Annotated in this window: 21 protein-coding genes; 6 read left to right on the top strand and 15 right to left on the bottom strand. The window is 74.5% G+C overall.

Annotated features, from left to right (window positions below; translation table 11 throughout):
* Positions 1 to 75: 75 nt before the first annotated feature.
* From ACFY4B_RS03850 to ACFY4B_RS03840, 3 genes are all read right to left on the bottom strand, one after another.
* A complete protein-coding gene (locus tag ACFY4B_RS03850) occupies positions 76 to 1584 on the bottom strand; it encodes a dihydrolipoyl dehydrogenase family protein (protein ID WP_387966367.1) in 1509 nt (502 codons plus the stop codon).
* On the bottom strand, positions 1581 to 1919 hold the full coding sequence (locus ACFY4B_RS03845) for a hypothetical protein (RefSeq protein ID WP_387966366.1): 339 nt from the start codon (positions 1917 to 1919) through the stop codon (positions 1581 to 1583). The genes ACFY4B_RS03850 and ACFY4B_RS03845 overlap by 4 nt, the downstream gene beginning before the upstream one ends.
* 144 nt (positions 1920 to 2063) lie before the next feature.
* On the bottom strand, positions 2064 to 2798 hold the full coding sequence (locus ACFY4B_RS03840; protein WP_117487248.1) for an alpha/beta hydrolase: 735 nt from the start codon (positions 2796 to 2798) through the stop codon (positions 2064 to 2066).
* A gap of 174 nt (positions 2799 to 2972) precedes the next feature.
* On the opposite strand from ACFY4B_RS03840, the gene ACFY4B_RS03835 reads away from it, so the two are divergent.
* Positions 2973 to 3935 (top strand): helix-turn-helix transcriptional regulator, encoded by a 963-nt coding sequence (locus ACFY4B_RS03835; RefSeq protein ID WP_387966365.1) that lies wholly within the window; start codon positions 2973 to 2975, stop codon positions 3933 to 3935.
* Positions 3936 to 4034: 99 nt separating this feature from the next.
* Here ACFY4B_RS03835 and ACFY4B_RS03830 read toward each other — a convergent pair whose 3' ends face one another.
* On the bottom strand, positions 4035 to 4424 hold the full coding sequence (locus ACFY4B_RS03830) for a co-chaperone YbbN (protein WP_049655132.1): 390 nt from the start codon (positions 4422 to 4424) through the stop codon (positions 4035 to 4037).
* Between the two features lie 188 nt (positions 4425 to 4612).
* Here ACFY4B_RS03830 and ACFY4B_RS03825 point away from each other — a divergent pair, with 188 nt between their 5' ends.
* From ACFY4B_RS03825 to ACFY4B_RS03815, 3 genes are read left to right on the top strand one after another with little or no spacing between them, the layout of a single operon-like run.
* Entirely contained in the window at positions 4613 to 5200 is a 588-nt protein-coding gene (locus ACFY4B_RS03825; RefSeq protein ID WP_375875209.1) for a hypothetical protein, read from the top strand.
* A gap of 59 nt (positions 5201 to 5259) precedes the next feature.
* Positions 5260 to 5832, top strand: coding sequence for a sigma-70 family RNA polymerase sigma factor (locus ACFY4B_RS03820; RefSeq protein WP_082345936.1), 573 nt, complete (start codon positions 5260 to 5262; stop codon positions 5830 to 5832).
* Positions 5829 to 6590, top strand: coding sequence for a zf-HC2 domain-containing protein (locus ACFY4B_RS03815; protein WP_387966364.1), 762 nt, complete (start codon positions 5829 to 5831; stop codon positions 6588 to 6590). Before ACFY4B_RS03820 ends, ACFY4B_RS03815 begins: the two co-directional genes overlap by 4 nt.
* On the opposite strand, the gene ACFY4B_RS03810 is transcribed toward ACFY4B_RS03815, so the two are convergent.
* The 4 genes from ACFY4B_RS03810 to ACFY4B_RS03795 all read right to left on the bottom strand — a co-directional run bounded on the left by ACFY4B_RS03810 (position 6558) and on the right by ACFY4B_RS03795 (position 10511).
* Entirely contained in the window at positions 6558 to 7319 is a 762-nt protein-coding gene (locus ACFY4B_RS03810) for a hypothetical protein (RefSeq protein ID WP_387966363.1), read from the bottom strand. The two genes, ACFY4B_RS03815 and ACFY4B_RS03810, sit on opposite strands and share 33 nt — an antisense overlap.
* Positions 7316 to 7951: a hypothetical protein gene (locus ACFY4B_RS03805; RefSeq protein WP_387966362.1), complete on the bottom strand. Its 636-nt coding sequence runs from the start codon at positions 7949 to 7951 to the stop codon at positions 7316 to 7318. The genes ACFY4B_RS03810 and ACFY4B_RS03805 overlap by 4 nt, the downstream gene beginning before the upstream one ends.
* Before the next feature lie 1145 nt (positions 7952 to 9096).
* The gene (locus ACFY4B_RS03800; RefSeq protein WP_387966361.1) at positions 9097 to 9609 is read right to left on the bottom strand and encodes a DUF1990 family protein; all 513 of its coding nucleotides are present in this window, start codon (positions 9607 to 9609) and stop codon (positions 9097 to 9099) included.
* Positions 9606 to 10511: a YndJ family protein gene (locus tag ACFY4B_RS03795; protein ID WP_387966360.1), complete on the bottom strand. Its 906-nt coding sequence runs from the start codon at positions 10509 to 10511 to the stop codon at positions 9606 to 9608. Before ACFY4B_RS03795 ends, ACFY4B_RS03800 begins: the two co-directional genes overlap by 4 nt.
* Positions 10512 to 10688: 177 nt before the next feature.
* Here ACFY4B_RS03795 and ACFY4B_RS03790 point away from each other — a divergent pair, with 177 nt between their 5' ends.
* On the top strand, positions 10689 to 10958 hold the full coding sequence (locus ACFY4B_RS03790; RefSeq protein ID WP_049655118.1) for a DUF1876 domain-containing protein: 270 nt from the start codon (positions 10689 to 10691) through the stop codon (positions 10956 to 10958).
* A 115-nt stretch (positions 10959 to 11073) separates the two neighbouring features.
* On the opposite strand, the gene ACFY4B_RS03785 is transcribed toward ACFY4B_RS03790, so the two are convergent.
* The 7 genes from ACFY4B_RS03785 to ACFY4B_RS03755 all read right to left on the bottom strand — a co-directional run bounded on the left by ACFY4B_RS03785 (position 11074) and on the right by ACFY4B_RS03755 (position 20309).
* Positions 11074 to 11559: a PPOX class F420-dependent oxidoreductase gene (locus ACFY4B_RS03785; RefSeq protein ID WP_387966359.1), complete on the bottom strand. Its 486-nt coding sequence runs from the start codon at positions 11557 to 11559 to the stop codon at positions 11074 to 11076.
* A 31-nt stretch (positions 11560 to 11590) separates the two neighbouring features.
* Positions 11591 to 13201 (bottom strand): cytochrome bc complex cytochrome b subunit, encoded by a 1611-nt coding sequence (locus ACFY4B_RS03780; protein ID WP_380774948.1) that lies wholly within the window; start codon positions 13199 to 13201, stop codon positions 11591 to 11593.
* Positions 13202 to 13324: 123 nt separating this feature from the next.
* Positions 13325 to 14368, bottom strand: coding sequence for a glycosyltransferase (locus tag ACFY4B_RS03775; RefSeq protein ID WP_117487241.1), 1044 nt, complete (start codon positions 14366 to 14368; stop codon positions 13325 to 13327).
* Positions 14369 to 14488: 120 nt separating this feature from the next.
* Positions 14489 to 14836, bottom strand: coding sequence for a nuclear transport factor 2 family protein (locus tag ACFY4B_RS03770; protein ID WP_049658964.1), 348 nt, complete (start codon positions 14834 to 14836; stop codon positions 14489 to 14491).
* Between the two features lie 12 nt (positions 14837 to 14848).
* Positions 14849 to 18334, bottom strand: a complete 3486-nt coding sequence (gene car, locus ACFY4B_RS03765) for a carboxylic acid reductase (protein WP_387966358.1) — start codon at positions 18332 to 18334, stop codon at positions 14849 to 14851.
* Entirely contained in the window at positions 18331 to 19527 is a 1197-nt protein-coding gene (locus ACFY4B_RS03760) for a cytochrome P450 (RefSeq protein WP_049658615.1), read from the bottom strand. The genes car and ACFY4B_RS03760 overlap by 4 nt, the downstream gene beginning before the upstream one ends.
* A gap of 29 nt (positions 19528 to 19556) precedes the next feature.
* Positions 19557 to 20309: an oxidoreductase gene (locus ACFY4B_RS03755; protein WP_074002290.1), complete on the bottom strand. Its 753-nt coding sequence runs from the start codon at positions 20307 to 20309 to the stop codon at positions 19557 to 19559.
* A 382-nt stretch (positions 20310 to 20691) separates the two neighbouring features.
* Here ACFY4B_RS03755 and ACFY4B_RS03750 point away from each other — a divergent pair, with 382 nt between their 5' ends.
* Entirely contained in the window at positions 20692 to 21780 is a 1089-nt protein-coding gene (locus ACFY4B_RS03750; protein WP_387819247.1) for an NADH:flavin oxidoreductase, read from the top strand.
* Positions 21781 to 21806: the final 26 nt, after the last annotated feature.

Genomic DNA, 21806 nt, shown 5'->3' with positions numbered 1-21806 from the left:
AGTGTCCCGCCGTCCACCGGTGGTCACATCTCGCCGCGCCGACCGCCCGGGAGGCCGTCCGTGCCGGGGGTGCCGCTACCCCCGGCAGTCCTCCAGCAGCCGCAGCCAGACCTCGCTGATCGTCGGGTACGAGGGCACCGCGTGCCAGAGCCGGTCGATCGGCACCTCGCCGACCACCGCGACGGTCGCCGAGTGCAGCAGTTCGGCGACCCCGGGGCCGACCAGGCAGGCGCCGACGATCACCTGCCGGTCCAGGTCGAAGACCACCCGGGCCCGGCCGCGGTAGTCGTCGGCGTACAGCGAGGCCCCGGCGACGGAGCCGATCTCGTGGTCGACGGTCCGCACCCGCAGTCCGGCGGCCTCGGCGGCGGCCCGGGTCAGGCCGACGGCGGCGACCTCGGGCTGGGTGAACACCACCTGGGGCGCGCCCGCGAGGTCGGCGGACGCGGAGTGCGCGCCCCAGCGCGAGGTGTCCAGCGGGCGCCCCTCGGCGCGGGCGGCGATCGCCGCGCCGGTGATCCGCGCCTGGTACTTGCCCTGGTGGGTGAGCAGCGCCCGGTGGTTGACGTCCCCGACGGCGTAGAGCCACGCGCCGTCCACACCCTCCGCGCCGTCCACGCCGAGCACCGTGCAGCTGTCGTCCACCTCCAGCCAGCCGCCCGGCTTCAGGCCGACCTGCTCCAGCCCGATGTCGGCGGTGCGCGGGGCCCGGCCGGTCGCGTACAGCACCTCGTCGACGGTCAGCGTCCCGGTCCCGCCCTGGCCGTCCCCGCCCTTTCCGTCCCCGTTCCGGCCGTCCCGGGCGGCGAGGGTGAGGGTCACCGGCCCGGAGCCGTCCGCCCGCTCCAGCGCGGTGACCTCGGTGCCGAAGCGGAGGTCCACCCCGGCCGCCCGCAGGCCCTCCGCGACCAGCTCGCCCGCGAACGGCTCCATCCGCGGCAGCAGCCCGTCACCGCGGACCAGCAGCACCACCTCGGAGCCGAGCGCCCGCCAGGCGGCGGCCATCTCCACCCCGACCACCCCGCCGCCGACCACCGCCAGCCGCCCGGGGACGGTCTGCGACCCGGTCGCCTCCCGGTTGGTCCACGGGTGGGCCTCGGCGAGCCCCGGCACGTGCGCGGGCAGCACCGGGCGGCTGCCGGTGCACACCGCGACGGCGTGCCGGGCGGTGAGCACCCGCTCGCTGCCGTCCTCGGCCTCCACCGTCACCGTCCGCACCCCGGCCAGCCGGCCGTGGCCGCGCACCAGCTCGATGCCGGTGCCCCGCAGCCACTCCACCTGGCCGTCGTCCTTCCAGTCGGAGGTGAAGGAGTTCCGCCGGGCCAGCACCGCGGCCGGGTCCAGCCGCCGGTCGCCGACCGCCTCCCGGGAGCCGGCCACCGCGCGGGCGTCGGCCAGCGCGGCCACCGGCCGCAGCAGCGCCTTGCTCGGCATGCAGGCCCAGTACGAGCACTCGCCGCCGACCAGCTCGGCCTCCACGATCACGGTGCGCAGCCCGGCGGCGACCGTCCGGTCGGCCACGTTCTCGCCGGTCGGGCCGGCCCCCAGGACGATGACGTCGTACTCCTCGGCGGTGCTGGTCATGCCCTGTCCTCCGTCGTCTCGATGGCCGCCCCGGCCCGCCGGGCGGGGGCGGCGGGCGTGCGCCCACGGGTGTCGAGCGGCCGGTCGCGCCCGACCCCGGGCCCGCCGCTGCCGCCTGCGGTTCCGTACCCGAGCGTGACCCGCCCCGCCCACCGCGGCCACTTCTCGCGCCGGTCGCGCGAGCGCGGGACGCGTGGGGCGAGAGGGGAGCGCGGGGTGAGCCGGGCGCGGGAGCCGAGCCGGGCACGCCGCGGGCCGGCCGGCCCCGGACCGCCGTCCGGCCGGAACTCCGGCACGGCGTCCGGCGGTTCGGTCCGGCTGGGCTGCTCGCGCACGGGTGCTCGCTCCTCGCTCGGGTACGGCGTGGGCCCCATCCTGCCGGTCCGGGCGCGGTTGCGCGACGGACGGACACGCCGAGGGCGCCGTGGGACGCACCACCGGGCACGGACGGGACAGGGTGAGGAGACGGACCGGCGGGTTCAGAGCGCGGCGAGCTCCGCCAGCAACGCCGCCGTGTCGGCCGGGCGGGAGAGCATCGGCCAGTGCCCGGTGGGCAGTTCGCGCAGCTCCCAGTTCGGCCCGGACATCCCGGCGAAGTACGGGTGCCCGGCGGCGATCAGCTCGCGCACCTGGGAGAGCGGGAAGGAGCAGGAGACCAGCGCCTGCGGCAGTGCTGCCCCGGCGCCGGTCAGCCGCAGCCGGTCCCGGAACGCCCCGGCCGGGTGCGGGGTGGAGCGGGAGCGGATGGACGCGAGGGCGGCCTCGTCCAGCCCCGCCGTGCTCGTGCCCTGCTCGCCCAGGTACTCCCAGGACGGCAGCGGGAGGCGGCCGTCGACCACCGAGGCCTCGGCCGTCTTCTGGTAGTCGGGCTGCCAGAGGTCGTACACCGACGAGCCGTCGATCAGCGGGCCGCTGTCCAGGTAGACCACCCGGCGGATCCGCTCCGGCATCCGGTCCGCGAGCCCGCCCACCGGGGCACAGGCGCCGCTGTGGGCGACCACGACGACATCCGACAGGTCCTCCCGGACCAGCAGCCCGGCGAGGTCGGCGATGTGGTCCTCCAGGCCGAACTCGCCCTCCTCGCCCGCGCGTTCGCCCACTCCGGGCAGGCTGACGGCGTACACCCGGTGCCCGGCCGCGCGCAGCGGCGCGGCCACCTCGTCCCAGGCCCAGGCGCCGATCCAGAATCCGGGGACCAGTACGAACGTGCTCATGGCGGATCGCTCCTTCGTCGGTGGGAAGTCCGGGGAGGCCGCGACGAGCCGTGGACGTCTCGACGGGCGGCCCGCGAGGGGCTCCGTCGAGGCGGGGCCTCCTCCACCGCCGACTCTAGGATCGGATCCGGACAGAAGTCGCCCGGATTTCCGCCGAGGAAAGGAGTGCGCGCGATGGAACACCCGGTCAGCCGCGTCCTCGCCCTGCTGGAACTGCTCCAGGACCGCCCCGGCCTGACCGGCGCCGACCTGGCCGCCCGGCTCGACGTGGACGAGCGCACCGTCCGCCGCTACGTCGCCCGGCTGACCGAACTCGGCATCCCCGTCGAGGCCGACCGCGGCCGCTACGGGGGCTACCGCCTGCGGCCCGGCTACCGGCTGCCGCCGCTGATGCTCACCCCGGACGAGGCCGCCTCCGTCGTGCTCGGCCTGCTGGCCGGCCGCAGCTCCGGCCTGTCGGTGGGGGAGGAGGCCACCGGGACGGCCCTCGCCAAGATCCAGCGGGTACTGCCGCAGCCGCTGCGCGAGCGCGTGGCGGCCGTCGAACAGACCCTCGGACTGACCGCCGCCCCCGCCACCGGCCCCGGCCCGGCCGCCGCCGCGCTGTTCACCCTGGCCGAGGCGGCCCGCCGCCGTCGCCGGGTGCGGCTCGCCTACCGGGACCGGGAGGACCGGCCCAGCGAACGCGACTTCGACCCGTACGGGCTGGTCTTCCACTCCGGGCGCTGGTACACCACCGGGCTCGACCACCGCAGCGGCGAGCCGCGCACCTTCCGGCTGGACCGGATCACCCGGGTCGAACAGGGCGAGGCCGGCTTCGAGCCGCCGGAGGACTACGACCCGGTCCAGCGGGTGGTGGAGTCGCTGGCCGGCGCGCCCTGGCGGCACCGGGTGGAGGTCGAGCTGCGGACCACCTTCGCCGAGGCCCGCCGCCGGCTGCCGCCCGCCGTCGGCACGCTCACCGAACTCGCCGAGGGCCGGGTGCTGCTGCGGGCCCGGGCGCAGAACCTGGACGGCGTCGCGGTGCTGCTGGCCGGCCTCGGGTGGCCGTTCACCGTCCGGGAACCCGCCGCACTGCGCGCCGAGGTGCGGGCGCTCGCGGACCGGCTCGCCGCCTGGGGCGCCGAGCCGTCGTGACGGCGGGTGCGGCGGCGGACGGCTCTGGGGAGCGGGCATGCCGAGGGCCCGGGGAGCTTCGACTCCCCGGGCCTTAGGGCCTGTCTTCGGACGTCCGGATCAGGCCTGGCCGCCGGCCGCCCGCTCCTCGGCGACCTTGCGCTTCACCTCGGTCATGTCCAGCTCGCGGGCCTGGCCGATCAGGTCCTCGAACACCGCCTCCGGCAGCGCACCGGGCTGCGAGAAGACCAGCACGCCCTCACGGATGATCGCCAGCGTCGGGATCGACTGGATGTCGAACGCGGCCGCCAGCTCCTGCTGCGCCTCGGTGTCCACCTTGGCGAAGACCAGGTCCGAGTGGCGCTCGGCGGCCTTCTCGTACACCGGGGCGAACTGGCGGCACGGCCCGCACCACCCGGCCCAGAAGTCGATGAAGACGAAGTCCTTGCCCTCCGGGCCCGGGACGATCTCGTCGAAGTTCTCCTTGGTCAGCTCGACCGTGTTGCTCATCTCGTGATTCCTTCCCTTCCGGACGTGGCGGTTCAGGCCATGTGCCCGCCACAACCGTCCCGGTCGGCGGGGTATTCCGGCGGCGTTCCGGCGGTTGCCGGAGCCAGGGAGTGAGCAGCCGGCGGCCGCCGCCCGTACGGAAGGGTGTCCGGTCCGTTCCGACCCCTTCCCCCCGAGGGAGGCACCCCATGCGCAGCACACTCCGCACCCGGCGGACGCTCGCGCTGACCGCGTCCGGCATCGCGGCGGCCGCCCTGATCGCCGGCTGCGGATCGTCCGGCGGCTCCTCCGGTCCGTCGAGCAGCCCGAGCAGCCCGAGCAGTCCGGGCACCCCGGCGGCCGTCACCCTGCAGACCGCCCAGGACCCGAAGCTGGGCACGATCGTCACCGACAGCGCGGGCTTCACGCTCTACCGCTTCGACCAGGACCGGAACAGCCCGCCGGAGTCCTACTGCAACGGCAGCTGCGCCGTCATCTGGCCGCCCGAGCACGCCGACGGCAACGGCAACGTCACGGTGAAGGGCATCGACAGCAAGCTGGTCGGCACCGTCACCCGCGACGACGGCACCAAGCAGGTCACCCTGAACGGCTGGCCGGCCTACCGCTACTCGCCGGACACCAAGCCCGGCGACACCAAGGGCCAGGGTGTGGCCGGCACCTGGTTCGCGCTGACCCCGACCGGCGGCAGGGCGGGCGCCGCGAACTCCGGCCCGATGAACCCGACGCCCGGCACCCCGGCACCGGGCAACCCGACGCCCAGCACCCCGGGCTACTGACCGGCTCCGATGACCGGTCCCGACGACCGGCTCCGACCGCCCTCGCCCAGGAGGCCCGGGTGCGCAACGATGAAGTGGTGACCGAGGAGCACCCCGTCGGCCGCACCGGCGGCCACGACACGGGGGCGCCGGACGAGGACCTGATGCGCGCCCTGTACCGGGAGCATGCCGGTCCGCTGTTCGGGTTCGTGCTCCACCTGGTCGCCGGGGACCGGCAGCGGGCCGAGGACGTCGTGCAGGAGACCCTGCTCCGCGCCTGGCGCAACATCCACCGGCTCGACCCGGAGGCCGGCTCGCTGCGGCCCTGGCTGGTCACCGTCGCGCGGCGGATCGTGATCGACGGCCACCGCGGCGCCATGGCCCGGCCGCGCGAGGTGGACGCCTCGGCACTGGAGCAGCTGCCCGCCGAGGACGAGATCGACCGGGCGCTGCGGATGATGACCGTCGCGGACGCGCTCGGCGACCTCTCGCCCGTGCACCGGGAGATCATCGTCGAGACCTACCTGAAGGGCCGTACGGCCAACGAGGCGGCCGCCGAACTCGGCATCCCGGCCGGGACGGTGCGCTCGCGGGTGTTCTACGCGCTGCGCTCGCTCAGGCTCGCGCTGGAGGAACGGGGAGTGACATCGTGACCAGGCACCCCGACCGCGATCCCGGCCCCGGCTCCGGCCGAGCGCCCGGCGGCCCGGTGCACATCGACGCCGGCGCGTACGTCCTCGGCCTGCTGGAACCCGCCGAGCGCGCCGCCTTCGAGCAACACCTCGCCGACTGCCCGCAGTGCGCCGAGCAGGTGACCCAACTCGGCTCGGTGGAGCCGCTGTTGGCCGAGTACGCGGCCACCGCGCGGGCGGCCGGGGCGGACCCGGCCGGTCCCGCTCCGCAGCCCGACCCCCGACTGCTGGACCGGCTGGTCGCCGAGGTCGGTGCCACCCGGCGGCGGGGCCGGGTGCGGCGGCTGGTGCTGGCCCTGGCCGCCACCGCGATGGTGGCGGCCGGCCCCGCCGTCACCGCCGCGGTGCTCACCGCCGACAACACCCCCGCCGTGGTCGCGGTGGCCGAGCAGTTCAGCGCCACCGACCCGGGCACCGGCGCGCACGCGACCGTCGGCCTGGACGGCACCACCTGGGGCACCCAGGTCAGCCTGCAACTCTCCGGCGTCCAGGGCCCGTTGACCTGTCGACTGGTCGCCGTCTCGCACACCGGCGAGCAGCAGACGGTCACCACCTGGTCCGTCCCGGCGGGCGGCTACGGCAACGGCGGCGGGGGCGGCGACGGCACCGTGCGCACCACCGGCGGCGCGGCCTTCCGACTGGCGGACATCGACCACTTCGAGGTCCGCGTCCAGGACGGCGGCGCGCTACTGGTCGCGATCCCCGTACACCACCCCTGACCCCCAGTGGATCGTGTACGACTCCAACCGCTCCACCCGGGCCGAGCCCCGGACACCCGGCCAGTACGGGCTCGGCTCGCCACCGCCGGTCATGTGCTCCCGGCCCCGGATCCGGCTCCAGCCGGTCCGCAGCGCCGGCTCGAAGCTGTGCCACCGCCCGCAACCGCAGGGCGTCAGCACCCGCGCGCAGCAGCGGCACAGCTCGGCCCGGCCGTGGCCGTGACCGTCGCCGCGGTCGTCGCCGGGGCCGGTCGGGAGCGGCACCGGCGGGCCCTGCTCCCCACAGGCCGGGCAGCCGGGCAGTACGGCACCGTCCAGCAGCGCGTTCTGCCGCCGGACGTAGTCGGGCAGTCGCAACGGCGGGTGCAGGAACGGGTCGTGCTCCCAGGCCGCGTTCGGCGACCCCCACCAGCGCACGTGCCACCAGGCCGTCTCCGGAGGCAGCCGCCGCCCGGCCCGCTTCTGCGCCCGGCGCCGCTCCGCGTACTCCTCGGCCCTGGCCCGCCACAGCTCGCGCGCCTCGTGCAACTCGTCCACCGCGCGGACCAGGGCGTCCGGGTCGGCCTCCAGGAAGCGCGGAATCCGGGCGCTGACGGTGAGGTGGTGGTACGTCGCCCGCAGGCCGTACGGGGCGAAGCGGGTCAGGCAGGTGCGCAGCGCGCTGTGCCGCCGGTACGGCGGGAGCGAGGCGTCGTGCACCCGGGCCCGGTGGGTGTGGAAGCTGGTCATGACGGCGGCTTCAGGTCCAGGGCTCTGGCGAGCGCGGCGGTGACGGCGGCGGCGTGCCCGGGCAGCTGCCGCTCGGCCCAGCCCGCCGCGAGCGCGAGGAAGTCGCGCAGGTCCCGCTCGGCTCCGGCGAGCAGCCGGCGCAGTTCGTCCACCGGCAACTCGACCACCGGGCCCTCGTCGCCCTCGGCGTCCTGGGTCAGCCGGACCACCCGGCCGACGCACTCGGCCCGGGCATCGGGGTCGTGGCCGAACCAGGCGGTGCCGGACCCGTCCGTGACGTCCAGCCACTCGCGCCAGTCCTCCAGCCCGTTGCAGCAGCCCGGCCTGAAGACGGCGCCGGTGGCGGAGTCGGTCACCACCAGCCCGCCGGGGGCGTACGGGTGCGACTCGGTCAACAGCGCGTGCAGGAACGCGCCCAACGGGTCCGCCGACCGGGGACCGGGCCCCTCGGCCTGCCCGGGGTCGGGCTCGACGTCGTTGCAGTCCGCCAGCCGCCACACCGCCGTGCCCACCTCGTCCGACGTCAACCGCCCGTCCAGCGCGAGATCCCCGTACGGCCCGAGCTCGGCCGTCGGCCAGAGCGTGAAGCCGTCGGAGGCGAAGATCTCCAGGACCGGTCGCATCGACATCATCCGCCGATCATCCCGAACACACCCCCGCCCCGACCAGCCGTTTTACGCCCCGCCCCCGTCCTGGACCCAGCCGGCCTCCGCCACCACCTGCTCGGCCTCGGCCACCCACCTCGCGGCTGCCGTCCAGCCGGCCCGCCCTCCGACCGGCCTCCGCCACCCACCTCGCGGCTGCCGTCCAGCGGGCCCGCCCTCCGACCGGCCTCCGCCACCACCTGCTCGGCCTCGGCCACCCACCTCGCGGCTGCCGTCCAGCCGGCCCGCCCTCCGACCGGCCTCCGCCATCGCCTGGGCGGTCTGCGCCGCGATGTGGGCCAGTGAGGGCCCGCGGTTTCGGGTGGAGCGCCAGCCAACCAGCCTTTGCCGTCGGGTGGTTGTGTTCGACCTGATCGCCATCCGACCGGCGTCCGCGAGGCGCTCGGGTGGCCCTGCCGACCAGTTGGAGTTCCCTGCCATCGCCTGGGCGGTCTGCGCCGTGAGGTGGGTGAGTGTGGGCTGGCGGTGTCGGGCGGAGCGCTGCCCCAACCGGCCTCCGCTGCCCGGCGGCCGTCGTCCAGTCGGCCTTCACCATGGCTCGGGTGGCCCTGCCATCCAGCCGATGCCCGCCACCACCGCCCGACCGGCCTTTGCTGTTGGGCGGTTGTGCTCGAACGGCTCGCCATCCGACTGGCCTCCGGGAGGCGTTCGGGTGGCTCTGCTGCCCAGCCGGATCCCTCCGCCGTCGCCCCGGTGGGCGGTGCCGCACCGCGGGCCGGTACGAGCCCACACCGTCGGGCGGCTATGGGTTGGGCGCGCGGGGGCTGTGGGTTGGTGAATGGGTGGGCCAGGTGGACTGGTTGGTGGATGGTGGTGGCGGTGAGATGCCCCTCCAGGCGGTCTGCGCCGCGCTGCGGGCCAGTTGCGGGCCTTCGGTTTCGGGCAGAGCTTCTCCCGACTGGCCTCTGCCGTCGGGTGGTTGCCGCTGGACCGGGCCGCCGTCCGGCTGGCCTTCGCGAGGCGCTCGGGTGGCCACTCCGCCATCGCCTGGGCGGTCTGCGCCGCGATGTGGGTGAGTGTGGGCCCGAAGTGTCAGGCGGGCTGGTTGATGACGGTGGTGGCGAGCGGGGGTGTGTCGGGGGGATCGGGGGGTGATGGCGGTGGGGCGCTGGTCAGGTGGCCTGGGTGGCGATGCGGGTGAGGACGCGTCCGCAGTGGTGGGCGAAGGCGCGTTGGGAGAGGGGGAGGAGTGGGCCGGCGAGGCGGGCGTACCAGGCGACGGGGCGGCTGAAGGCGGTGACGGAGAAGCGGACTTCGCCGTCGGGGGTGAGTGCGACCAGGAAGGTCTCCTCGCCCTGGGCCAGGTGGCCGGTCCGGGTGCCGTAGGTGAAGCCGTACCGGTCCGGGCCGTCGATCGTGGCCAGGACCCGGTTGGGGGCGCCGGCCCGCAGGGGGCCGAGGCCGATGGCGCAGTGCACGGCGACGCCGGGGGCGGCGCGGTCGGCCGTCGCGTCGATGCGGACGCCCGCGAGCCGGTGCATCCGCCAGTCGAGCAGGGCGGCGCCGGCGGCTTCCAGGGCGGGGCGGCCGTGGCCGATGAGGGCGCTGTGCCGCATGTGGTTGTAGCCGGCGGGGAGGTGGCCGGTGCGGCTGGCGCCCTGCTCGGGGTAGCTGTAGTCGTTCATCGGGGGGTCTCCGTCATGTCGGTCCGGGTGGCGTCGGTCCGGTCCGCGGTGATCCGGCGCCAGGCGAGCAGCGCGCAGAGGGCGAAGCCGAGCGCGTTGCCGACGCCGTGGGTGGCGGCCATCCAGGTCAGGGTGGGGTGGGGGAGTCCGGCGGCCCGGCCGAGTGCCCACCACAGGGCGAGCAGCATGGTGAGCGCGAGGACGGCCGAGGAGGCGGCGAGCAGCCGGGCGGTGGTCCGGTCGCGGGTGCGGGGGCGCAGGTCGCGCCAGGTGACCAGGCCGACCAGCCACATTCCGGTGGTCAGGACGGCGGCTCCGGCGAACTGCCACCAGTTGCCGAGGAAGTAGCCGGCCAGCACCAGCAGGGTGCCCGCCGGGACGCTGAGGGCCGCGCAGCGGGCCGGGGCGGAGCCCGGGCGGGCGGCGCGGCAGACCAGTCCGGCGACCAGGGCGGCGGTGAACCCGGCGTAGTGGAAGTGCGGGACGGTGAGCGCCAGGATGTGCGGTTCGAAGCCGAACAGCGGGTAGCCGGACCGTTCGGCGACCAGGGCGACCCCGGCGACCGAGGGTGCGGCGAGCGCGGTGAGCACCGCGACCTCGGCGGGTGCGAGCGAGCGGGTGCGGGCCAGCCGCAGGGGGGCGTGCAGGGCGACGGCCAGGGTGCCGAGCGCGTAGAGCAGGGCGCAGCCGGTGGCGAGGCCGCCGCCGCGGGGCAGCCAGAGCGAGAGCGCGCCGGGGACGGCGGCGAGCGGCCAGAGCCGGCGGATCCGGGCGAGGCCGGGCTCGTCGACCAGGGCGAGGCCGAGCGGGACGACGGCTCCCATGCCGAGCAGGACCAGCAGGTCGACCAGTTCCGTGGTGCCCGGGCCCATCGCGGACACGGCCGTCGTGAGCACAGCCATCGTGGACACACCCCCTTGAACGCGTTCAAATAGCTTGCGCCGCCGACTCTACGCGGCTGAGTTGAACGTGTTCAACTCAGCGCCGATGTCGCTCCCGGTGCCGCTCCGGCCGGCTGGCCTGGTGTTCACGGTGGGTGCGGCGCACTCTGGAGGGGTAACCGATGGAGGTGATCCGCCATGCAGACTCTGGTCGGTTGGCACATCGAGATGGAGTTCCGCGAAGAGGGGGCACGGACCAGCGCCGCCGCACTGCTGCGGCTGCGCGACGGGAGCGAACTGCGCGCCCACGGCTACAGCAGCCGCCACCCCTCCGACCCGGAACAGCTGAGGGTCGGCGAGGAGATCGCGGGGGCCCGGGCGCTCAACGAGCTCGCCTCGCAGCTGCTCACCAAGGCCCATGCCGAGATCCAGGAGGTCAGTCCGGTCCCGACCCACCCGCTGTCGTGACCTCCCGCCCGCTGCCAGCAGTCGCGTCGAGGTGCCGGAAAGCGGCGAGTGCCGGGGCAGACCTTCTCAAGGCCCCGGCACTCGACGGAGGTTGACGACCGGACGCGACGGCCCGTCAGTTGACGCAGTAGGTGGCCGGCGGTAGCCACTCCGGCCCGACCAGCCGCTGTTCCAGTTCGTTCAGCGTGATCCGGATGCCGACCGTCCCGGCCAGCCCCACCCGGAACCGGCTGCGGGCGAGCGCGATCAGCGCCGTCAGGCCGTACTTGTTGATCAGCGAGGTGCGGTAGCGGGCGGTGTCGTCGGCGTCGCAGAGCCGGGCCCGGGCCGGGATCCGGCGGCCGGTGGGGCGCCCGTGGGCGTCGCAGGGGCCGATCAGCACCCGGGGGTGGCGGCGGATCCGTTCGGCCTCGCCGGAGTGGGCCGGGGTCCAGACCCCGAGGGCCGTGCCGTCCTGCACCACCCAGAGCTGTGACTCCAGCCGGCTGCCGTCCTCGCCGAAGGTGGTGAGCAGGAGGTACCTGCTGTCGGCGATCCGGTCGGTCGGGTCGCTGCGGTCGACCCGGTCGGTCCGGTCGCTTCGGTCGGTTCGGTCGTGCACCTGTCCTCCCTGTGCCATCGGGGGGTGCGGGTCAGTGCCCGTGGCCCTCGGTGATCTCGTGGAACTCCTCGGCGGTGGGCTTGGGGATCCGGCCGCCCTCGCCGTGGAACCCGCGGGAGAGCCGGGTCCGGGTGCGGGTGAGCACCCCCGCCGGGCGGGCCACTCCATTCTCGTCCACCGGGGCGGGCAGTTCGAGGGGGCGGGGCTGTTCGTGCGCCGTGAGCCGGTGCAGTTCCCGCGGTGTGAGCCGGGCGTGCACTTCGGTGAACTCGCCGTGCGGCAGGCGCTTGATGACACCCGTCTCGCGGCCGTGCAGCACCTTCTCCCTGTCGCGGCGCTGGAGGCCGAGGCACCAGCGCTTGGTGAGGACGAAGACGGCGACCGGGACGGCGAAGAAGCCGACGCGGGCGGCGTACGTGATGGAGTTGAGCGACAGGTGCAGGTGGGTGGCGATCAGGTCGTTGCCGCCGGCGGCCAGGGCCACCAGATAGAGGCTGATCCAGGCGGCGCCGAGCGCGGTGCGGACGGGCGCGTTGCGCGGCCGGTCGAGCAGGTGGTGCTCCCGCTTGTCGTCGGTCACCCAGTTCTCGATGAACGGGTAGACGGCGATGGCGCCCAGGACGAGCGGGAACAGCGCGAACGGGATGAGCACCCCGAGGTTGAGGGTGTGTCCCCACAGTCCGATCTCCCAGCCGGGCATGATCCGGATCAGGCCCTCGGCGAAGCCCATGTACCAGTCGGGCTGGGCGTCGGTGGAGACCTGGTCGGGACGGTACGGGCCGTACGCCCAGATCGGGTTGACGGTCGCGATCGCGGCGACCAGCGCGACGATGCCGAAGACGAGGAAGAAGAACCCGCCGGCCTTGGCCAGGTAGACCGGCATCAGCGGCATGCCGACGACGTTCTTCTCGGTCCTGCCGGGGCCCGCCCACTGGGTGTGCTTGTGGTAGAAGACCAGGATCAGGTGGGCCACCAGCAGGCCGAGCATGATGCCCGGGATCAGCAGCACGTGGATGGTGAAGAACCGCGGCACGATGTCGTGGCCGGGGAACTCCCCGCCGAACAGGAACATCTGGATGTACGTGCCGACCAGCGGCACGGCGAGGATCGAGCCCTCGATGAACCGGATGCCGGTGCCGGAGAGCAGGTCGTCGGGCAGGGAGTAGCCGAAGAAGCCGTCCAGCATGCCGAGGAAGAGCAGCAGGAAGCCGAACACCCAGTTGATCTCGCGGGGCTTGCGGAAGGCGCCGGTGAAGAACACCCGCATCATGTGGACGAACATGGCGGCGACGAAGACGATCGCCGCCCAGTGGTGGATCTGCCGGATCAGCAGGCCGCCGCGCACCTCGAAGCTGATGTCCACGGTGGAGGCGTAGGCCTCCGACATCGGGACGCCCTTGAGCGGCACGTACGAGCCGGCGTAGACCACCTCGCCCATGCTGGGCTTGAAGAACAGTGTCAGCCAGACACCGGTCAGGATGATGATGACGAAGGTGTAGAGGCAGATCTCGCCCAGCATGAAGGACCAGTGGTCCGGGAAGATCTTCCGCAGGTTCGCCCTGGCCAGGGAGTAGATCCCCAGCCGGCCGTCCGCCCAGTCGGCGGCCCGCTGCCCCCGCCCAGGGCTCTGATTCCGGGTCATGTGCACGCACCTCGGTCCGAAGGAAGCGGGGAGGAGTCCCCGGTTCGCACTGGTGCCCACGATAACCGGGGGGTAATCCCCATTTCCATTCGGGGTGGTCGGTGCGCCGAAGGGCGGCGGGTCCTAGGCGGTCGGTGGTTCCACCCGGGCGTACGCCTCCGGCGGGATCGGGAAGCGCCTCAGCAACTCCTCCATCCAGGCGGTCGGATGGGTGGCCGGAGCCGCGCCGCCGGGCAGGGCGCGCGCCTTGCGGATGCCGTCGAGCAGCGCCTCCACCGCGGCCTCGGTGGTGTACCGCTCGGAGACCCAGCGGCGGCCCGCCCGCCGCACCTCGTCCTGGCCGGGCAGGTCGAGCAGTTCCAGGGCCCGGTCCGCCAGCCGGTCCGTTTCGAGCTCCGGGATCCGCCACGCGGACGGCGAGTCGAACAGTTCCGCTCCGCCGCCGCCGGCGTAACCGGTCACCAGGCAGCCGCTGGCCATCGCCTCGGCCGGCGGCAGGCCGAAGCCCTCGCCCTCGGGCGCTCCCAGCGCGATGAACACCGAGGTGTCCGACAGCACGCGGGCGACCTCCTCGTGCGGAACCGCGTGGATGTCGTACAGCTCGACGCCCCTGGACCGCGGGTCGGCGTGGAGCAGACGGTGGAGCAGCGTGCTCTCGACCGGGCGCTTGCGGGACATCCACGCGATGCGCCGGACCCGCCCGGTCGACGCCGGCCGGAACAGCCCGGTGTCGACGGTGTTCGGCACCAGGTGCGGTTCGAACCCGGGCAGGGCGCGGCGGAGCATGTCGGCGCCCGCCTTCGAGACCGTCCACAGGGCCGGCCGGGCCGACCAGCCCGGGTACGGGCCGGGGGCGGGGCAGGTCAGGAAGTGGACGTAGTGCCCCTGCGAGTAGACGACCTTGCGGCCGCCGGGAGCCGGGTCGCGGCCCGGGAGCACGCTGACCTCGGGCAGCACGAGGACGTCCTCGGGGCCGAGGTCCAGGGTCATCCCGGACAGTGTCGGCACGTCGTCGTCGAACCACGTGTAGCGGAAGCCCGGTGTGGGCGTCCAGCGGTACGCCTCGACGCCGGCGGCCCGCAGCAGCGCGACCTGTTGGTTCAGGACGCGGATGCCGCCCAGCGGGAACTGGAACTCGAATGACGCGTAGACGACTCGGCCGGTCACCGAACCTCCCTGACGAACCAGCGACTTGAGCGGAACAGGTCCCCACGGATCCAGGGACCCACGGACCTCCGGATCCCCGGACCCCCGGATCCAGGGAACCAGGGAACCAGGGATCCGGGACTACTGCAGGTGCTCCTCGATCTCGGCGATCAGCCCGTCCTCGAAGCGGAAGTAGGTGGTGGCGTGGACCCGGCTGCGGGTGCCGTCCGGCGCCTCCAGCACCAGGACGTGCTGCTGGAGCACCTCGTCGGGCTTGTGGAAGCGGCGCACGACCTCGTACCGCAGGGAGTCGACGGTGGCGAAGAACGCGGCGATCCGCTCCAGCCGGGCGTCGATCGGCCGGGTGCCGTCGCCGTCGTTCTGCCACACCGTGGCGCCGGGGGTGCACAGGGCCCGGAAGCCGGCGAGGTCGCGTGCCTCCAGCAGCCGCAGTCCGGCGTCCACCGTCGCGTCGAGGTCCTGGTCCATGGGCTTCTCCGTTCAGTGCGGGCGGGGAGGGGAGGGGTGCCGGTCGAGCAGGCCGAGGCCGCGCAGGTCGGTGACGTACTTGGCGACGAGGGCGGGGGACAGCCGCGGCACGTCCCGGTCGGGCCCGATCCCGGCCGCCCGGACGGCCTCCCGGAACCGCGGGGCCGGGGCGGGCTGGTCCTCGCCCGGCTGCTCGAAGGCGTGCAGCAGGGGCAGCACTGAGTGGGTGCGCTGCCGTTCCGGCAGGGCCCGGACCGCTGTCGTGAAGCGGGCGAACCAGTCGTCGTAGTCGTCGATGCGCCGGATCGGGTGGCCGTCCTCGACCAGCCAGTCCACGAGGGTGTCCAGTGAGGCGCCGTCGTCGTGCGGGTTCCAGGCGTTGTAGGTGCGGTAGCCGTCCGGGCCCGGGGTGCCCAGCGCGGTGACCGCCTCGGCGAGGAAGTCGACCGGGAGGCCGTCGTACCGCGCGGGCGTGCCGCCGCGGTGGAACGACCGCGGTGCGATCCCGGTGGCCACCAGGCTGAGGACCAGCCGGGTGAACACGTCGGGCACGTTCAGCTGCCCCGGGTAGCTGCTGTGCGCGAGGATCATGCCCGACCGGAACGTGGTGACCGGCAGGCCGTACCGTTCGTGGGCCTCCCGCAGCAGCACCTCGCCCGCCCACTTGCCCGCGGCGTACCCGTCGGCGTAGCCGCGGCCGAGGCGGCGGCGCGGGATCGCCACCCGGACGTCGGCGTCCTCGTCGAGCGCGGACGGCCCGGCTCCGCCGCGCACGGCCACGGTGGACAGGTAGGTGACGGGCTTGAGGCGCTCGGTGAGCGCCAGCCGGACCAGTTCGGCGGTGCCCGCGACGTTGGGGCCGAACAGCTCGGCGTAGGGCAGCACGTGGTTGACCAGCGCGGCCGGGTGGACGACCAGGTCCACCGACTCGGCCAGCCCGTTCCACACCGCCCGGTCCAGGCCCAGGCGCGGTTCGGCGAGGTCCCCGGCGAGGACGGTCAGCGTGCCGGCGGCCAGTTCCCGGTACAGCCGGGCCGCCTCGCCCCCGTCGCCGAAGGCCCGGTCGAGCCGCTCGGCCGCGTCGGCGGGCGTGCGGCCGCGGACGAGGCAGACCAGCCGGCCGCCGGACGGGGCCAGCCGGCGGAGCCACTCCAGGCAGAGGAAGCGGCCGAGGAACCCGTTGGCGCCGGTCAGTAGGACGGTCCGGGGGGACTCCGCGGGGCCGGGCAGGCCCGGCGCGGCGGCCAGGGTCGGGGTGTCGATGAACCGGTCCGGGGTGAGGTCGCGGGCCCGGACCTCGGTCGCGCCGCCGCCGTGCACGGAGGCGGCCGTGGGCCTGCTCCCCGGGGCGGTGCGCCGGGCCTCGACGTACGCCGCCACCCCGGCCAGGTCGGTGGCCGGGCCGAGGACGACGCCGACCGGCACCTCGACGTCCAGGACCTCCTTCAGGAGGGTGGTGAAGGACAGCGCGGAGAGCGAGTCGCCGCCGAGCTCGGTGAACCGCGCGCCGGTGTCCGCGCCGGCGTCGGCCCGGCCCAGGACGGCGCGCACGGCCCGGTTCACGGTCTCCTGGACCGGCCGGTCGGCACCGGTCCGGCGCAGTTCCCGCAACTGCCGGCCCTGTTCGTCGGCGAGTTCGGCGTAGCGGCGCTCCAGGGCCGCGCCGTAGCGTTCATGGAGCCGGGGGCGCAGCAGCTTGTGGCTGTCGGAGAGCAGGCCGTTGGCCGGGCTGAAGGGCTCGGTCTCGACGAGGAAGTCCCGGGGCACCTCGTACGGGTTGAGCCCGTTCTCCCGGGCGGTGCGCCGCAGTTCCCGGTCGATCAGCAGCTTGAGCGCGGCCGGGTCGCCGTCGGCGCGGGCGATCGCCTCCGGGGTGGGCACCACCACGGCGAGCAGGTGGGAGCGTTCGCTGTTGCCGTACACGAAGACCTGCCGGACCAGCGGGCTGCCGAGGAAGACGCCCTCCAGCCGGGAGACGGTGACGAACTCGCCCTGGGACAGCTTGAGCACGTCCTTGGTGCGGCCGACGTAGACCAGCCGGTCCGGTCCGACCTCGGCCATGATGTCGCCGGTGCGGTAGTAGCCGTCCTCGTCGAAGACGGCGGCGGTGAGCTCGGGCCGGCGGTAGTACCCGGGGATGGCGGCGCTCGTCCTGAGCAGCAGCTCGCCGCGCGGGTGCGGCCGGTCGGTGCCGAAGCAGCCCAGCTCCGGGACGTCGACCAGCTTGTAGTCGAGGACGGGCGGGCGCTGCACCACGGTGTCCAGCAGCACCCCGCCGGCCTCGGTCGAGCCGTAGCCGGTGTACAGGTGCAGTCCCAGGCAGGACTCGACGAACTCCGCGACCTCGGCGGACAGCGGCGCCGTCCCGCAGAAGGCCTTCGCCACCCGCCCGCCCAGGACGGTCTCCCGCAGGTGGGCCTTGACGGCCGCGTCGACGTCGCCGGGCTCGCCGGCCCGCCGGTCGAGCTCGCCGCGGTACCGCTGGAAGAGCATGTCGCAGATCCGGGGGACCATGGTCAGCTCGGTGGGCCGGACCAGCGCGATGTCCTCGAACAGGGAGGACAGGTCGCTCCTGGCGGTGAAGCAGCCCAGGCCGCCCCGGGCGAGCGTGCCCAGCACCGACATCCGGCCCGCCTGGTGGCTCTGCGGCATGTAGTGGACGACGACGGACGGCACGTCGGCGGGCCCGTAGACGAATCCCCACCACGCGTTGCGGGCGAGGCGCTGCGGGTACATCGCCCCCTTCGGGGCGCCGGTGCTGCCGGAGGTGTAGAGGAGCAGGGCCAGCGGGTCCTCGCCCGGGGCGGGGACGTGCAGCGGGGGGTCGGGCAGCAGGGCGCCGCGCCCGACCGCGGCGCTGAGCGTGTCGAGCACGGCGGTGCCGCCGGCCTCGGCCAGCCGCCGGGCGGCGGCCTCGACGGCGGCGCGCTCGGCGGGGACCCCGGGGTGGTGGTCGAACACCAGGAGGCGGCGGACCGACGGCTGCCCGAGCACCGCGGCGACGGCGGTGTCCAGCCGTTCGACGCTGGTGGCGAGGAGCCGCGGCCCGGTCTCCGCGACGATCGGCGCCAGCTGGGAGAGCGGCGCGCTGGCGTGCAGCGGCACGGAGACCAGGCCCAGGTGGACGCCGGCCAGGTCGACGGTGGCGTGGTCGGTGCTGCTGAAGCCGAGGACGCAGATCCGGTCGCCCGGGGCCAGCCGGTACCCGGGCTCGTGCGCCCAGGCCCCGGCGAGCGCCCGGACGCGCGCCCACAACTCCCCGTAGCTGACGGTGTCGTACCTCGGGAGCAGCCGCCCCGTCGCGTGGTCGCGGGCGCGTTCGCCGAGGGCGGGCCGGTCCCGGTAGGCCGCCATGACGGTCGCCATGATCTCGGCCGGGCTGGTGGCCGGATCGGCGAGCGCCGCCCGTACGGCCTCCGACTGCCCCGTCGCGCCCGGCCCTTCCGACTGCCCCGTCGCGCCCGGACGGTGGCCGGCCCCGGCCGTGGCGGAGCTCACCAGGCGACCGGCAGGGCGTCGGCCCCGCGGATGAGGCGTTCGGTGCGCCAGCTGATCCGCTCGGGCGGGACGGCGAGGTGCAGCCCCGGCAGACGGCGGACCAGGGAGCCGAGCACGGTGCGCAGTTCCATCCGGGCGAGCTGCGCGCCGAGGCAGTGGTGCACGCCGTGCCCGAAGGTGACGTGCGGGGACGCGCTGCGGTGGAAGTCGATGCGGTCGGGCTGCTCGAAGACCTCCGGGTCCCGGTTGGCCAGCCCGAGTTCGGCGACCACGGCGTCGCCAGCGCGGATCTTCTGCCCGCTGAGCTCCAGGTCCTCGACGGCGATCCGGGTGAACCCGGCGGTGGCGCTGATCGGGACGACCCGGGAGAGCTCCTCCACCGCGCCGGGGATCAGACCGGGATCGGCGACCAGCTCCCGCCACAGCTCGGGGCGGGTCAGCAGGGTGTAGACGAAGTTGCCGATCTGGTTGGCGGTGGCCTCCTGGCCGGCGGAGAGCAGGCTGACCCCGAGGCCGACCAGCTCCTCCTCGGTGAGCGCGTTCTCCTCGCCCTCGACGGAGGCCAGTTCGCCGAGCAGGTCGGCGGTGGGGTGGACCCGGCGTTCGGCGACCAGGCCCGCCAGGTAGTCGTTCAGGTGCCCGCGGTCGCGGGCGGACAGCTCGGGGTCGGAGAGCGTCAGCAGGCCGTCGACCCAGGAGTTGAACCGGTCGCGGTCGGCGAGCGGTACCCCGAGCAGTTCGCAGATCATGGTGACCGGTAGCGGCCAGGTCAGGGCCTTGGTCAGGTCGGCCGGCGAGCCCGACGCGATCATCGCGTCCAGCAGCTCGTCCACGATCTCCTGGGCGCGCGGCCGCAGCGCCTCGACCCGGCGGAGGGTGAACGGGTTGGCCACCCGGCGCCGGAGCCGGGTGTGCTCGGGCGGGTCCATGCTCAGCATCGAGGTGCGGGGGAGGCCGGCCGAGACCGTGCGGGGCACGTGGTCGCCGACCGCCTCGGCGCGGCTGAACCGGGGGTCGGCCAGCACGGCGCGGACGTCGGCGTAGCGGCTGACCAGCCAGGCGTCCCCGCCGAACGGCAGACGGACCCTCAGCACGGGCTGCTCGCCGCAGACCGCGGCCAGCTCCGGGTCGATGTCGAGCCGGTGCGTCGGGCCGAACGGATAGGCGCGGGGCCCGTCGTCCGTCGCGGTCATGTTGTCAGTCCTTCCGGTCCCGGGGGCGGTCACAGTGCCGCGATCCGCCCGCCGTCGATGACGAGGTTGCTGCCGGTGATCCAGGAGGCGCGCGGGGACACCAGGAACCCGACCGCCTCGGCGATGTCCTCGGTGCGCCCGATCCGGCCGAGCGGGATCCCCTCGGCCCAGTCCGCCGTGTCCGTCCCGAGCCCGAGGTAGTCGGCGATCCCGTCCCGGGCCTCGTCCGCGCCCGGCGTCATGACGTTCCCGGGGGAAAGCGCGACGACCCGGATGCCGTCCGGCGCCAGTTCGGTCGCCAGCCCTTTGTGGTAGACCTCCAGGGCGGCTTTCGCGGCGGCGTAGTGCAGGATCACCGGATAGGACGAGACGGTGGCGATCGAGGACATGTGGACGATGACGCCGCCGCCTCCCGAACGCATCGCGGGGACGAGTGCGGAATTGAGCCGGACGGCGGAGAGGAAATTGATGTCGACGGTGTACTGCCAGTCCTTCTCGATGTCCAGCGCGCTCTGGAAGGTCCGGCAGCCGCCGGCGTTGTTGACCACGATGTCCACGCCGCCGAGGATTTCCAGCGCGGTGTCGGCGAATTCCCGGACACCGGCCGCCGTGCTGAGGTCGGACGGTACGAAGGCGGATTCGGCCGGGGTGTCCCCGGTCGGTTTGCGCGCGGTGGTGACGACGGTGGCGCCGCTCTCCAGCAGCTTCCGTGCGATGCCGGCGCCGATGCCGCGGCTTCCGCCGGTCACCACCGCCCGCTTTCCGGCCAATTCTCGTTCCATTCCGGTTCCGCCGCCTCTCCCTGGTCGGAAAACCTGTCCGCGACGCCTTTCGGCAGAAGAGACGCTTTTCGGCGTACGGGCGGGTACGGCCCGGTGCCGGTGCGGAAGGGCGGCGCGGAACCACCGCGGACCACTATCCGCGACCCGCTTCGGCAAGGTCAAGAAGATTGTGTCGATGCAGTGCATCGCCTGGCGCGGTGCAGAAAGGCGGTCGGCCGCCGGGCGGGCCGATGCCGCTGGACGCCGGGAACGATAGCCCCGATAATCGTCGAATTGCCGACGCACGGACCTCCGGTATGAGACGGACGGAAACACCGCCGCGGCGCGGCGGGATATCGCCCGGGGCGTCCGGCCCGGAATTCAGACGAACTCGGGAGGAACAATGGCGGGCTTGGGAGAGCCGTTCACCGTGGGCGACCTGACGGTCCCGAACCGGATCGTGATGGCGCCGATGACCAGGATGAAGTCCCCCGGAGGGGTGCCGGGCCCGGACGTCGCGGAGTACTACGCCCGCCGTGCGGCCCACCGGGTGGGGCTGATCGTCACGGAGGGCACCTACATCGGCCGCCCCGCCGCCGCGGCCTACGACGGGGTCCCCCACTTCCACGGCGAGGAGGCGCTGGCGGGCTGGTCCCGGGTGGTGTCGCTGGTCCACGCGGCCGGCGGCCGGATCGTCCCGCAGCTGTGGCACACCGGGGTGCAGCGCCCGGGCACCGAACCGCCCGCCGAGGGGCCCTCCGGGATCGGCCTGGACGGCGGCCCGGCCGGGCGGGCCATGAGCCAGCAGGACATCGACGACGCCGTGGCCGCCTTCGCGCGCGGCGCCGCGGACGCCGAGCGGCTCGGGTTCGACGGGGTCGAACTGCACGGCGCGCACGGCTACCTGATCGACGACTTCCTGTGGCACGGCACCAACCGCCGCACCGACCGCTACGGCGGCGACCCGGCCTCCCGGGCCCGGTTCGCGGCCGAGGTGGTGCAGGCCGTCCGGGCGGCGGTGAGCCCCGGGTTCCCGGTCCTCTTCCGGCTCTCCCAGTGGAAGGTCGGCCGCTACGACGCCCGGATCGCGGAGAGCCCGGAGGAGCTGGAGCAGCTGCTGACCCCGCTGGCCGAGGCGGGGGTCGACGCCTTCCACGCGTCCACCCGCCGCTACTGGCTGCCCGAGTTCGAGGGCAGCGACCTGAACCTGGCGGGCTGGGCGCGCAAGCTCACCGGCAGGGCCGCCGTGACGGTCGGTTCGGTCGGCCTGGACCGCCAGTACGGCGAGGGCGTGTTCACCGACGGCTTCACCCGGCCGGCCGGGCTCACCGGCATCGAGGAGCTGGTCGAGCGGCTGGAACGCGACGAGTTCGACCTGGTCGCGGTCGGCCGGCCGCTGCTGGCCAACCCCGACTGGGCGGAGCGGGCGCTCGGCGGCGGGCTGGCCGGGGCGGTCCCGTACGACCCGTCGGTGCTCGCGACCCTGGTCTGACCACCGGACCGTCTGACCGGCTGACA

The sequence above is a fragment of the Kitasatospora sp. NPDC001261 genome, assembly GCF_042896795.1.
Lineage (GTDB): Bacteria > Actinomycetota > Actinomycetes > Streptomycetales > Streptomycetaceae > Kitasatospora.
The sequence above is the reverse complement of the archived record's forward strand: the minus strand, read 5'-3'. Positions and strand labels throughout refer to the sequence as shown.